Raw genomic sequence first — 12866 nt, forward strand, 5'->3', positions numbered from 1 at the left:
CAAATTCATCAAAATTAAAACCATAAAAGATCCCCACGAATGGGGATTCTTTAATTACAGGAGTTTTTAATGAGGAATTTATATGTGTACAACTATCTAGTACCTTAACCCGTACAAAGGTATACTTCGCAATAGGTGATCGTTTCGACTTGATCAGCTACATGTTATTTATTAATTATTTCACGGGATGTTGAATAATCCCACTTGAATGTCTATAGCTATATTATATCACATTAATTTGGTTTGTCCCAAGTTTCGCCTTGACACCCTATATTATACCCTGGAAATCAGCGGCGTTCCAAAAATCTCTCAATTTTCATTTTAACCATTGGGATCTTCACTGGTAGTAGAAGTACTACAAGAATCATAAAGAAGAGATTGAGTATTAAGAACATTGGGAATAGTACAAACATGTAGATTAGTGTTGCGAACAATTCAATTAGAAAGTTAGTCATTTTTTGTTTCCTCCTGTATCTGACTATTTGTAGTATTTACTAGATACAGGAGAAAAACACGTTCAAATGCGGTACTTAGTTAGACGTCAGAAAATTGAATTGATTACGCATCCAAACACCTACCGCATCATTCCGATCTACAGCATCTATATAGTTCAGCAATAACGAGTAATCAATGATTGAAAGATCTTCATTAGTCTGCTGAAAACGGATATCACTATCTTTAAGCATGATCATGAATGAAGGAGTATAATAGAACTTAGCACCATCTACATCTTCAATGATCACCTCACTGATTAACGTTTGTTCTTTCTTCTTATTCTCAACAAAAAGCACATGTCTTTTTAGCTCATTCTGCTTGTAGTTAATATCAATAGTGTAAGATGTACCATTACGCTTTAGACGAATATTAGAAACAATCTTGTTTAGTTCACTCTCATAACGTGTGCGTATATCTACGTTATTCACATCATACAATTCGGTAACGTTAACATCCTGTAATACTGGCACATCTACTTGTACTGTAGCTAATGAAGCCTGTCGTGCTAACAATCTCTCTAACTCTGATTTAGCATCATCGAGTTCTTCACGCATATCAAAAGATATAGGTTTACCAGCACTTTTACGGCGTTCAATACCATTTTCATAGTTAGTGATTTGATCTTTAACTTGATCAATCTGGATACGCAACACTTCTATTTCAGGATTAAATTCCTGTTTCTTCATTACAGTACTAAGATCCATCCCTAACAAATGTTCTACTACAAATCGTTCTACCGTTTCATAGGTCATAGCTTTGTTTTCACAAAGTCCATCACGTTCATTGAGGCAACGGATGTATCTGTATTCCTCAATTTTGGGATCACCTTTCTTTGGTGTACGTTTAGCACGAACCACATTATGATACATTGGCCCGCCGCATTCAGTACAACGAGCGATACCACTAAACAAATTACTTTTAATCAGTACTTCTTCCTGTCCATCTTTCTTCACGGTAACACGTCCAGCATTAGGACGACGAGACTTTAGCAATTCCTGTACTAATTCAAATTCTTCTTCATTAATCACTACAGGGTAAACGTCCATATCGTACTTTTTCTGAGTTACTGGATTTTCAATATCATCATGGTTACGGATGATTTCTGAAATGAAAATCTTACCAGTTACACGACGATTAGTAAGAATCTTATGAACAAGTTCACCAGTCCATGGGCGATTAAATTTATATTGCTCACCTTCTTTTCTTTGAAGTTGTTTAGCAATAGTAGGACACCCCATGCCCGTTTGATAAAGAGCAAAAATCTCTTTAACTACTGCTGCTTTCTCATTGAGTACATACTTATCATTTTCTACTTCGATCCATTGAGGACGTTTATTAGTTATAATAGTACCTTTGTTAAATGCGTGTTCGCGTTTCTTCGCCCAACCTTTACGAATACGATCACTTTTATACTTAGATTCATCATATGCCCGTTGAGCATTCATCATCACAAAAGGTAGATCTTTAGAATTACTACGGCTGATAACTATGTTAGCCATTACATCATGAATAGCTACGTTATGTGCCATTAGAGCATTGATGTAACCCATCACATCAAATGGGTTCTGGCGGCTAAAGCGGTCTATAGATTCCACTACCAATATAGAACTATCCCACATACCATTACGTACTTGCTCCATCCATGCCCCTAACTCACCCTCTGAGATGTTTAAACCCTTAAAGGCTGAGACACCTTGATCCGATAATACTACTGGGGCTGGATCATCCATTTCCGCACAAATGCCAGTACGCTCTAAGTAGCCTTCTAATAGTTCTGCTTGGCGTGCGATGCCCGACCCGTCGAGCTGCTGATCGGAGCTAACTCGATGATACACAAAAACTTTCTTCATGGACGCCCCTCTAATTTTTGTTTGTATAAGCATAACACACTTGTATGATTATCAGGCGAAAAAGGTTCTGGCATCCGACCCGCTGCCGGTTCCTCAGGCGCTGCAATTGATTGATCTGCTGGATGAACACGCCGTACACGGCCTGATGTATGTGGATAACGCGATGGTCTATGAACGCCCGACCGGCCATGTGATCCGCACCAGCAACTGGGCGCAGTCCCTGCCTGAAGCCCAGCGTCCGGTCTTTACCCAGGTATCCTCGCTGCGCCAGGCAGCGCAGGATGTTGATGCTATCTGGAAATTCGCGCTGACGGATGAAGACACCACCAAACTGAATACCTTCGCAAAACATGTGGAAGAAACGCTGGGCCTGGAGTGTGAATGGTCCTGGCATGACCAGGTTGATATCGCCCGCAAAGGTAACAGCAAAGGCAAGCGTCTGACACAGTATGTGGAATCTCAGGGGTGGTCGATGCGTGACGTGATCGCCTTCGGCGACAACTACAACGACATCAGCATGCTGGAAGCCGCCGGTACCGGCGTGGCAATGGGTAATGCCGATGATGCAGTAAAAGCGCGCGCCAACGTGGTGATTGGCGATAACACCACTGACAGCATCGCGCAGTACATTTATACCCACCTGCTGTAATCAGGCGGTGATCGAGACGCTCTTAATTTGCGCGTAAAGCCACAGGCCGGGTTTGATCCCTAATTCATCTCTGGCCCACGGGCTGATACGCGCCCAGAGCGTCCTGCTGCCGACCTCAAGCTTTACTTCTACCTGGCCGTTATCATCAAAACACTCCGCCACTTTCGCACGCAGAATATTTCGGATACTGGTCTGCAACGGCGGTTGCAGCACCAGCGAAACATCCGACGCTTGAATGCGAATACGTAGCGCAGACTGCAGCGGTTTGTCGATTTTGTTGACCCACAGATGCTGATCGCCCAGTGCCAGCGCGGTCATTGCGTAATGTGGATGGTGTTCCAGCACGCTGACTTTGAGGATGCTGCTCTGCTGCTCCCGGGGTAACCAGGGATGCATCACGCTGCTGCCCCACACCTCTTCAAGGTTGCCAAAGGCCTTAACACTGCCCTCTTCCAGCACCAGCACCTTGTCGGCCAAATGGAGGATCTCATCCAGCGAGTGGCTTACGTAGAGCATCGGAATATTAATTTCGCGCGTCAGGCGCTGCAGATACGGCAGGAGTTCACGTTTACGCGGAATATCCAGCGAGGCCAGCGGTTCATCGAGCAACAGCAACTCTGGCGCGGTCAGTAACGCGCGGCCAATCGCCACACGCTGTTTCTCACCGCCGGAAAGCGAGGATGGCAGCCTGTCGAGCAGTTGTTCAATCCCTAAAAGGGTCACCAGCTTATCAAACTGCCCGGCCATGCTTTTCGCCATGCCGTAACGCAGATTCCCGCGCACACTGTAGTGCGGGAATAATCGTGCATCCTGAAAAACATAGCCGATACGGCGTTTATCCGGCGAAAGATATACCTTATTCTCCACGTCATTTAAGACGCGGTTATTTAATACAATGCGCCCTGATTGCGGGCGGGTCAGGCCGCTGATCGCATTAATCAACGACGTTTTCCCCGCGCCAGACACGCCAAAGATGGCGGTAATGCCGCTGGCTGGCAACGTCTCGTTAATCGTCAGGGTATGATTTCCCAGCGTCTGGGTAAATTGAAGCTCCAGCATGACTATTTCCCCATCCGCTCACGGCTGAGTCGCGCCAGCCATTCCGACACCAGCAATGATACCAGCGCTAATACGATTGAGATGATGCACAGTCGCGCTGCGGCGTTTTCTCCACCTGGCGTCTGAATCAGGGTATACATGGCCGACGGAATCGTTCGCGTCTCACCGGGGATGTTCGACACAAAGGTAATGGTCGCACCAAACTCGCCCAGCGAGCGGGCAAAGGCCAGCACCGTACCGACAATAATACCGGGTAATGTTAGCGGCAGCGTAATGGTAAAGAAGACGCGCCAACGCCCGGCGCCCAGCGTGCGGGCCGCCTGTTCCAGTTTGAGATCCACCCCCTCCAGCGCCAGACGGATAGCCCTGACCATCAGAGGGAATGACATCACAGCCGCCGCCAGCACCGCTCCGCGCCAGCTAAAAGCGAACGTCAGCCCAAACCAGTCATAGAGTTTCTCACCGATAAAACCGCGACGTCCCATTGAAATCAGTAACAGATAACCGACCACCACGGGTGGCAACACGAGGGGAAGATGAAGCACACTGTCCAGCATGGCTTTGCCTGGAAACTTACAGCGGACCAGTAACCAGGCAAAGAAGATCCCAAAGGGCAAACTCAACACGACTGCCAGGGAAGAGACTTTAAGGCTCAGCAGCACGGCCTGCCATTCAGGATCGGTCAATATCATTAGTGAGTTGTAAATCCATAACGTTTAAAGATTGCAGAGGCTTCTGGTCCTTTCAGATAATCATAAAAGGCAGAAACCGTCGCATTTTTATGTCCATCAACAATCGCAACAGGGTATTCCACTTTCTTGTGGGAGTCTTCCGGGAAGGTCCCCACCACTTTGACACCTTTGCTGGCAACGGCATCAGAGCCGTAGACAATACCCAGTGGAGCTTCGTTGCGTTCCACCAGCGCCAGCGCACCGCGGACATCTTCAGCCGGAGCCAGTTTCGGTGACAATGTCTCCCATGCGCCCAGTTTTTGCAGTGCTTCTTTGGCGTAGATCCCGGCCGGAACGTGCTCAGGATCCCCTACAGCCAGGCGGCCACCGTTTAGCAGGCTGATCCAGTTAGTCTTACTGTTGATAGTGATGTCGCTCTGAGCACTTGCTTTCGGTGCAACCACGACGAGGCTATTCCCCAGCAGCGTTTCGCGGGTCGCCACATCAACAGACTTTTTATCCACCGCGTAATCCATCCACTTCTGGTCAGCTGAGATAAACAGATCTGCCGGTGCACCCGCTTCAATCTGACGTGCCAGCGTTGAGGAAGACGCAAAAGAGGAGACTACGTCAACGTTCTTCTCTTTTTTATACGCAGCCGCGATATCCTGCAGCGCATTGGTCAGCGACGCCGCCGCAAAGACCGTAATTTTACCGTCGTCCGCCAGCGCGTGGCCGGTAAGTGAAAGCGTCAGCGTTGCCCCTGCGACAAGGCGTACCCAGGTACGTGCCATTTTTAACTCCCGTGAGTATCGTTATATACACATTAATATAACGGTAACATCAGGGAGATCCCAGCGTTAAATCGTACCGCTGAAGAGGTAAACCAGTGTGATACGTTAAATATTATCGGCGAAAATGGGAAAATCTTGAGAGCAAAACGCCCGGACTGGCCGGGCGTTTTGTAGGGAATTAATGCTGCTTTTTAGCCTGGTCTCGGTGACCAATGTTCGAAAAGACGTTGAACACTTCACCCAGGCCGTAGATGGCACCGAGGATGATGGCCATCACTACTGGTACCATGATCACGGCGAATACCAGACTTTTTAACAACTCTAACATGGTTTTCTCCAGAGATTGTGAATAGCTTATTCTACCCTTTCAAGTGAGAAAAACATCCCCTTTTGTGCGGTACCCTTTGCGCCCTGCACCATTTGGGTCACAATACTCTTTTTGCCAGGATACTGTTATGCAGGCCGAAATTCTCCTCACTCTCCGACTTCAGCAAAAGCTTTTCGCCGATCCGCGTCGTATCACCCTGCTTAAACAGATAGAACAAACAGGCTCGATTAGCCAGGGGGCAAAAAACGCCGGTATCAGTTACAAAAGCGCCTGGGATGCCATCAACGAGATGAACACCCTGAGCGAGCAAGCGCTGGTGGACAGAGCTACAGGCGGCAAAGGCGGCGGCGGTGCAGTGGTTACGCGTTTTGGGCAGCGTCTGATTCAGCTTTACGATCTCCTGGCCCAGATCCAGCAAAAAGCGTTTGATGTGTTGAGTGATGACGACAATCTCCCGCTGGACAGTTTGCTGGCTGCCATATCCCGTTTCTCGTTACAAACCAGCGCCCGTAACCAGTGGTTTGGTACGGTAACGGCACGCGATAATCTCCAGGTGCAGCAGCATATCGAGATCCTGCTTGCCGATGGGACTACCCGCCTGAAAGCCGCAATAACGGCGCAGAGTGCAAAACGTCTTGAGCTGAATGAAGGTAAAGAGGTGCTGGTGTTACTGAAAGCGCCATGGGTCAATATCACGAGCAATCCCGATACAGCTAAGGCAGCCGATAACCAGCTTCACGGTGCAATTACCCATATTGAACGCGGTGAGGAACAGTGTGAAGTGCTGATGACCCTGGCGGACGGACAAATGCTCTGCGCGACGGTACCGCTCAACGAGGCTGACGGATTAGAGGAAGGTGCTGTAGTCACCGCATATTTCAACGCAGACCGGGTGATTATCGCCACATTGTGCTGAGCACATTGACAATCGTACCGACAGTGAGTATCCCTGACATCTGTTGCTGCAAAAAATGGGATAAATCATGTCATCATTGCATATTTCGCAAGGCACGTTTCGTCTTAGCGATACCCGAACACTGACGATTGCCGATTTGGCAATACGCGCAGGTGAAAGCTGGGCATTTGTCGGCACGAACGGGAGCGGTAAATCAGCCCTTGCCCGTGCGTTGGCTGGCGAGCTCCCTCTCCTCAAGGGTGAATATCAGCGCCATTTTACGCGCCTGACACGCCTGTCATTTGAACAACTGCAAAAGCTGGTCAGTGACGAATGGCAGCGCAACAACACCGATTTACTCAGTCCTGGCGAAGAAGATACCGGCCGTACGACGGCGGAAATTATTCAGGATGAGGTGAACGATCCCGCCCGTTGCCAGCACCTGGCAGAACAATTCGGCATCACCGCCCTGCTGGACCGGCGCTTTAAATACCTTTCAACCGGCGAGACGCGGAAAACGCTGCTTTGTCAGGCTTTGATGAGCGAACCAGAGTTGTTGATCCTTGACGAACCGTTCGATGGTCTTGACGTGCAGTCTCGCGCCCAGCTGGCAACGCTGCTGGGCTCGCTTAACCAGCAGGGATATACCGTTGTGCTGGTGCTTAACCGCTTCGATGAAATTCCGGATTTCATCCAGAATGCAGGTGTGCTGGCCGACTGTAATTTGACTGAAACAGGCCAAAAATCGGTACTGCTTAAGCAGGCATTAATTGCACAACTCGCGCACAGCGAACAGCTTGATGGAATCACGCTTCCGGAACCCGACGCCCCGTCAGCCCGTCATGCGCTTGATCCTCACCAGCCGCGCATCGTGCTGCGTGATGGACTTGTCTCTTATGACGATCGCCCGATCCTTAACCATCTCAGCTGGACGGTCAATCCTGGCGAGCACTGGCAGATTGTTGGCCCTAATGGTGCGGGTAAATCAACGCTACTGAGCCTGATCACCGGGGATCACCCGCAGGGTTACAGTAACGATCTCACTCTGTTTGGCCGGCGTCGCGGCAGCGGCGAAACCATCTGGGATATCAAAAAGCATATCGGGTATGTCAGCAGCAGCCTGCATCTCGATTACCGGGTCAGCACAACGGTGCGCAATGTGATCCTCTCCGGGTATTTTGATTCCATCGGCATTTATCAGGCGGTATCGGACAAACAGCACAAGCTGGCTCAGCAATGGCTGGATATTCTTGGAATGGATACCCGGGTCGCTGACGCGCCGTTTCACAGCCTGTCGTGGGGGCAGCAGCGGCTGGCGCTGATCGTTCGCGCCCTGGTGAAACACCCTACGCTTCTGATCCTCGATGAACCCCTGCAGGGGCTGGACCCACTGAACCGACAGTTAATCCGCCGCTTTGTGGATGTCCTCATTAGTGAAGGCGAAACGCAACTGCTGTTTGTTTCACACCATGCCGAAGATGCCCCCTCCTGTATCACACACCGCCTGGAGTTTGTGCCGGAAGGTGAACGCTATGATTATCTGCTAAGCAAAATCGACTAAACTCCGGAGGGCTTAGCCCTCCGTTTTTCAGATAACCTGCATTAAGACATCTCTATCCCTTTGATCTACAATGCCACACGACATCTGAAAATCGGTATTTAAAAACAGTGTAAACGATTCCACTATTTTATCCCATGTCACACTTTTCGCGACTCTGTTATGCTATGGTTATTACATACCATAAGCCCAATGGAGCGAAATATGCGAGTTCTGGTAACAGGTGGTAGCGGTTACATAGGAAGTCATACCTGTGTGCAACTGCTGCAAAATGGTCATGATGTCATCATCCTCGACAACCTGTGCAATAGTAAGCGCAGCGTGCTGCCTGTAATTGAACGTCTTGGTGGTAAACAGCCAACATTCGTGGAAGGCGACATCCGCAATGAAGCGCTGATGACCGAGATCCTTCACGACCACGCCATTGAAACGGTGATCCACTTCGCCGGTCTGAAAGCGGTCGGTGAATCCGTTGCGAAACCGCTGGAGTATTACGACAACAACGTCAACGGAACCTTGCGTCTCATCTCCGCCATGCGTGCGGCAAACGTTAAAAACTTTATCTTCAGCTCATCCGCCACCGTCTATGGTGACCAGCCCAAAATCCCTTACGTTGAAAGCTTCCCAACCGGTACGCCGCAAAGTCCGTATGGCAAAAGCAAACTGATGGTGGAACAGATCCTGACCGATCTGCAAAAAGCGCAGCCGGAATGGAGCATCGCGTTGCTGCGCTACTTCAACCCGGTCGGAGCCCATCCGTCAGGTGATATGGGTGAAGATCCACAGGGCATTCCGAATAACCTGATGCCGTATATCGCGCAGGTAGCGGTGGGCCGTCGTGACTCACTGGCGATTTTTGGTAACGACTATCCAACCGAAGATGGCACCGGCGTGCGTGATTACATTCACGTTATGGATCTGGCCGACGGGCACGTGGCGGCCATGCAGCAACTGGCAAATAAGCCAGGCGTGCATATTTACAACCTCGGCGCCGGTATTGGCAGCAGCGTGCTGGATGTGGTTAACGCCTTCAGCAAAGCCTGCGGTAAGCCGGTCAATTATCACTTCGCACCGCGTCGTGAGGGTGACCTCCCTGCTTACTGGGCCGATGCCACCAAAGCCGATAAAGAGCTTAACTGGCGTGTGACCCGCACGCTGGATGAAATGGCACAGGATACCTGGCACTGGCAGTCCCGCCACCCACAAGGTTATCCGGACTAAGGATCCGTCATGACTTCATTTAATCCCGTCGATCATCCGCATCGTCGATTTAACCCGTTAAGCGGGCAATGGATTTTAGTTTCTCCGCATCGCGCCAAGCGCCCCTGGCAGGGGGCGCAAGAGACGCCTGCGAAACAGACACTGCCACAGCATGATCCGGACTGCTTCCTGTGTCCGGGCAACACCCGCGTCACCGGAGATAAAAACCCGGACTACAAAGGCACCTTCGTATTTACCAACGATTTTGCCGCCCTGATGACCGACACGCCGGACGCGCCGGAAAGCCACGATCCGCTGATGCGCTGTGAAAGCGCTCGTGGAACCAGCCGCGTGATCTGCTTCTCGCCCGATCACAGCAAAACGCTGCCGGAACTGAGCGTGGACGCGCTGAAAGAAGTCGTCAGCACCTGGCAGGCGCAAACCGCCGAGCTTGGGCAGAGCTATCCGTGGGTGCAGGTGTTCGAAAACAAAGGCGCGGCTATGGGCTGCTCGAACCCCCATCCGCACGGCCAGGTCTGGGCGAACAGCTTCCTGCCCAACGAAGCCGAACGTGAAGACCGCCTGCAAAAAGCCTATTACGCGGAAAACGGTTCCCCGATGCTGCTGGACTACACCCAACGTGAGTTGGCCGATGGCAGCCGCACCGTGGTGGAAACCGAACACTGGCTGGCCGTGGTGCCTTACTGGGCTGCCTGGCCCTTCGAAACGCTGTTGCTGCCAAAAGCTCACGTGCAGCGCATTACGGATCTTAGCGACGTGCAGCGCGACGACCTTGCCCTGGCACTGAAAAAACTGACCAGCCGTTATGACAATCTGTTCCAGTGCTCCTTCCCGTACTCTATGGGCTGGCACGGCGCACCGTTTAACGGTGAAGAGAATCAACACTGGCAGTTACATGCCCATTTCTATCCGCCGCTGCTGCGTTCTGCGACGGTACGTAAATTTATGGTGGGCTATGAAATGCTGGCGGAAACGCAGCGTGACCTGACGGCGGAACAGGCGGCAGAACGTCTGCGTGCCGTCAGCGACGTCCACTATCGCGAATCAGGAGTCTAAAAAATGAGTCTGAAAGATAAAACACAATCCCTGTTTGCTGAAAAATTTGGCTACCCTGCCACCCACGTTATCCAGGCGCCTGGCCGCGTCAACCTGATTGGTGAACATACCGACTACAACGACGGTTTTGTGCTGCCTTGTGCCATTGATTACCAGACCGTCATCAGCTGTGCAAAGCGCGACGACCGCAACGTCCGCGTGATTGCGGCGGATTACGGCAATGAGACAGACGAGTTTTCTCTCGATGCCCCGATTGTGACGCACGACAGCCAGCAATGGTCTAACTACGTGCGCGGCGTGGTGAAGCACCTGCAGAAACGTAACAAGAACTTTGGCGGTGCAGATCTCGTTATCAGTGGCAACGTACCACAGGGTGCAGGCTTAAGCTCCTCTGCCTCTCTGGAAGTCGCCGTGGGAACCGTGTTCCAGCAGCTTTATCATCTGCCGCTGGATGGCGCGCAAATCGCCCTGAACGGTCAGGAAGCAGAAAACCAGTTCGTGGGCTGCAACTGCGGCATTATGGATCAGCTGATCTCCGCGTTGGGCAAAAAAGAGCACGCGCTGCTGATCGACTGCCGCTCGCTTGGCACCAAAGCCGTTCCGCTGCCAAAAGGTGCCGCGGTCATTATTATCAACAGTAACTTTAAACGCACGCTGGTGGGGAGCGAGTACAATACCCGCCGCCAGCAGTGCGAAACCGGTGCGCGCTTCTTCCAGCAACCCGCCCTGCGCGACGTGACGCTTAATGAATTCAATAAGGTGGCCCACGAGCTGGATCCGGTCGTCGCCAAACGCGTTCGTCACGTGCTGACGGAGAACGCCCGAACCGTCGAAGCCGCGTCCGCGCTGGCGAAAGGTGATCTGAAACGTATGGGTGAGTTGATGGCGGAATCGCACGCCTCCATGCGCGATGATTTCGAGATCACCGTTCCACAAATTGACACCCTGGTGGACATCGTCAAAGCCACCATCGGCGAGAAAGGTGGCGTGCGTATGACCGGCGGTGGCTTCGGGGGCTGCATTGTTGCCCTGGTGCCGGAAGAACTGGTTCCTGCCGTCCAGCAGGCGGTAGAGAAACAATACGAAGCGAAAACAGGTATTAAAGAAACGTTCTACGTGTGTAAAGCATCACAAGGAGCCGGACAGTGCTAAACGAAACACCTACCCTTGCACCGGATGGTCTGCCGTATCGCCTGTTAACCCTGCGCAACAGCGCAGGGATGGTGGTTACGCTGATGGACTGGGGTGCTACCCTGCTTTCTGCCCGCGTACCGATGCCGGACGGCAGCGTGCGCGAAACCCTGCTCGGCTGTGCCTCACCTGAGCAGTATGTCAATCAGTCCGCCTATCTGGGCGCGTCTGTAGGGCGCTACGCTAACCGCATCGCGAAGAGCCATTTTGAACTCGACGGCGTGCAGTATTCTCTGCTTCCAAGTCAGGGTGAGAACCAGTTGCACGGTGGTCCGGACGGGTTTGACAAACGCCGCTGGAAGATTGTTCGGCAAAACGATGGGGAGGTGTTGTTCTCACTGGATTCGCTTGATGGCGATCAGGGCTTCCCGGGGAACCTTATCGCCTCCGCGCGCTTTACGCTGACCGACGACAACCGTATCGCCATTGAGTACCGTGCGACGGTCGACAAACCGTGTCCGGTTAACCTGACCAATCACGCGTACTTTAATCTGGACGGTAACCAGTGCGACGTGCGCAACCACAAGCTGCAGATCCTGGCGGATGCGTATTTGCCGGTTGACGAGATGGGTATTCCTTATCAGGGCCTCAAAGACGTGAGCGGCACCAGCTTTGACTTCCGCAGCGCGAAGACTATCGCCCAGGATTTCCTGAGCGATGACGATCAGCGCAATGTGAAAGGTTACGACCACGCTTTCCTGCTGCAGGCAAAAGGTGATGTGAAACAACCTGCCGCACAGGTCTGGTCTGCGGATGAGAAACTGCAAATGACGGTGTATACCACAGCCCCTGCCCTGCAATTCTACTCAGGCAACTACCTTGGCGGCACGACAGCGCGCGAACACGATGAGTATAGCGACTGGCAAGGCCTGGCGCTGGAAAGCGAATTCCTGCCGGACAGCCCCAATCATCCGGAATGGCCGCAGCCAGACTGTGTGCTGCGCCCGGGAGAAGAGTACGTCAGCGTGACGGAATACCATTTTATCCCGCATTGATTTCCAGCCCTCCTGTCGGAGGGCTTTTTTCTGCTCGCCTTGCTGAAAATAGCGCCGATCGCAGACAAAATCATAACCCTGGATTCACAAGCATCTTACACTCA

The 12866-nt window shown here is 51.5% G+C and carries 11 protein-coding genes and 1 pseudogene; 7 read left to right on the plus strand and 5 right to left on the minus strand.

What is annotated here, in order from left to right; translation table 11 throughout:
- Positions 1-530: 530 nt before the first annotated feature.
- Positions 531-2345: a recombinase family protein gene (locus WB237_RS10530; RefSeq protein ID WP_442892496.1), complete on the minus strand. Its 1815-nt coding sequence runs from the start codon at positions 2343-2345 to the stop codon at positions 531-533.
- 31 nt (positions 2346-2376) lie between these two features.
- On the opposite strand from WB237_RS10530, the pseudogene WB237_RS10535 reads away from it, so the two are divergent.
- Positions 2377-2994: pseudogene (locus WB237_RS10535) on the plus strand (pyridoxal phosphatase); the annotation flags it as partial.
- Here WB237_RS10535 and modC read toward each other — a convergent pair.
- From modC to WB237_RS10555, 4 genes are all read right to left on the minus strand, one after another.
- Entirely contained in the window at positions 2995-4053 is a 1059-nt protein-coding gene (gene modC, locus WB237_RS10540) for a molybdenum ABC transporter ATP-binding protein ModC (protein WP_028019408.1), read from the minus strand.
- Between the two features lie 2 nt (positions 4054-4055).
- The gene (gene modB, locus WB237_RS10545; protein ID WP_336212864.1) at positions 4056-4745 is read right to left on the minus strand and encodes a molybdate ABC transporter permease subunit; all 690 of its coding nucleotides are present in this window, start codon (positions 4743-4745) and stop codon (positions 4056-4058) included.
- Positions 4745-5518: a molybdate ABC transporter substrate-binding protein gene (gene modA / locus WB237_RS10550; RefSeq protein ID WP_336212865.1), complete on the minus strand. Its 774-nt coding sequence runs from the start codon at positions 5516-5518 to the stop codon at positions 4745-4747. The genes modB and modA overlap by 1 nt, the downstream gene beginning before the upstream one ends.
- A gap of 178 nt (positions 5519-5696) precedes the next feature.
- Complete coding sequence (locus WB237_RS10555) at positions 5697-5846, minus strand: AcrZ family multidrug efflux pump-associated protein (protein ID WP_008501118.1); 150 nt, start codon at positions 5844-5846, stop codon at positions 5697-5699.
- A gap of 127 nt (positions 5847-5973) precedes the next feature.
- On the opposite strand from WB237_RS10555, the gene modE reads away from it, so the two are divergent.
- The 6 genes from modE (at position 5974) to galM (ending at position 12762) form a co-directional block, all read left to right on the plus strand.
- Positions 5974-6762, plus strand: a complete 789-nt coding sequence (modE, locus tag WB237_RS10560; RefSeq protein ID WP_336212866.1) for a molybdenum-dependent transcriptional regulator — start codon at positions 5974-5976, stop codon at positions 6760-6762.
- Between the two features lie 67 nt (positions 6763-6829).
- Positions 6830-8302, plus strand: coding sequence for a molybdate ABC transporter ATP-binding protein ModF (modF, locus tag WB237_RS10565; protein ID WP_336212867.1), 1473 nt, complete (start codon positions 6830-6832; stop codon positions 8300-8302).
- A 201-nt stretch (positions 8303-8503) separates the two neighbouring features.
- Positions 8504-9520 (plus strand): UDP-glucose 4-epimerase GalE, encoded by a 1017-nt coding sequence (gene galE / locus WB237_RS10570; protein ID WP_128347831.1) that lies wholly within the window; start codon positions 8504-8506, stop codon positions 9518-9520.
- 9 nt (positions 9521-9529) lie between these two features.
- Positions 9530-10576: a galactose-1-phosphate uridylyltransferase gene (gene galT, locus WB237_RS10575; RefSeq protein ID WP_128347830.1), complete on the plus strand. Its 1047-nt coding sequence runs from the start codon at positions 9530-9532 to the stop codon at positions 10574-10576.
- A 3-nt stretch (positions 10577-10579) separates the two neighbouring features.
- On the plus strand, positions 10580-11728 hold the full coding sequence (gene galK, locus WB237_RS10580) for a galactokinase (RefSeq protein WP_336212868.1): 1149 nt from the start codon (positions 10580-10582) through the stop codon (positions 11726-11728).
- Positions 11722-12762: a galactose-1-epimerase gene (gene galM / locus WB237_RS10585; protein ID WP_336212869.1), complete on the plus strand. Its 1041-nt coding sequence runs from the start codon at positions 11722-11724 to the stop codon at positions 12760-12762. The genes galK and galM overlap by 7 nt, the downstream gene beginning before the upstream one ends.
- Positions 12763-12866: the final 104 nt, after the last annotated feature.

The sequence above is a fragment of the Enterobacter sp. P82 genome (assembly GCF_037053385.1).
GTDB lineage: Bacteria > Pseudomonadota > Gammaproteobacteria > Enterobacterales > Enterobacteriaceae > Enterobacter.

Excerpts from the sequence above, each read along its gene's own strand:
- galT (WP_128347830.1), top strand. The coding sequence starts at position 9,530 with ATGACTTCATTTAATCCCGTCGATCATCCGCATCGTCGATTTAACCCG.
- modC (WP_028019408.1), bottom strand. The coding sequence starts at position 4,053 with ATGCTGGAGCTTCAATTTACCCAGACGCTGGGAAATCATACCCTGACG.
- modB (WP_336212864.1), bottom strand. The coding sequence starts at position 4,745 with ATGATATTGACCGATCCTGAATGGCAGGCCGTGCTGCTGAGCCTTAAA.
- WB237_RS10530 (WP_442892496.1), bottom strand. The coding sequence starts at position 2,345 with ATGAAGAAAGTTTTTGTGTATCATCGAGTTAGCTCCGATCAGCAGCTC.
- WB237_RS10555 (WP_008501118.1), bottom strand. The coding sequence starts at position 5,846 with ATGTTAGAGTTGTTAAAAAGTCTGGTATTCGCCGTGATCATGGTACCA.
- galE (WP_128347831.1), top strand. The coding sequence starts at position 8,504 with ATGCGAGTTCTGGTAACAGGTGGTAGCGGTTACATAGGAAGTCATACC.
- galK (WP_336212868.1), top strand. The coding sequence starts at position 10,580 with ATGAGTCTGAAAGATAAAACACAATCCCTGTTTGCTGAAAAATTTGGC.
- modA (WP_336212865.1), bottom strand. The coding sequence starts at position 5,518 with ATGGCACGTACCTGGGTACGCCTTGTCGCAGGGGCAACGCTGACGCTT.
- modE (WP_336212866.1), top strand. The coding sequence starts at position 5,974 with ATGCAGGCCGAAATTCTCCTCACTCTCCGACTTCAGCAAAAGCTTTTC.
- modF (WP_336212867.1), top strand. The coding sequence starts at position 6,830 with ATGTCATCATTGCATATTTCGCAAGGCACGTTTCGTCTTAGCGATACC.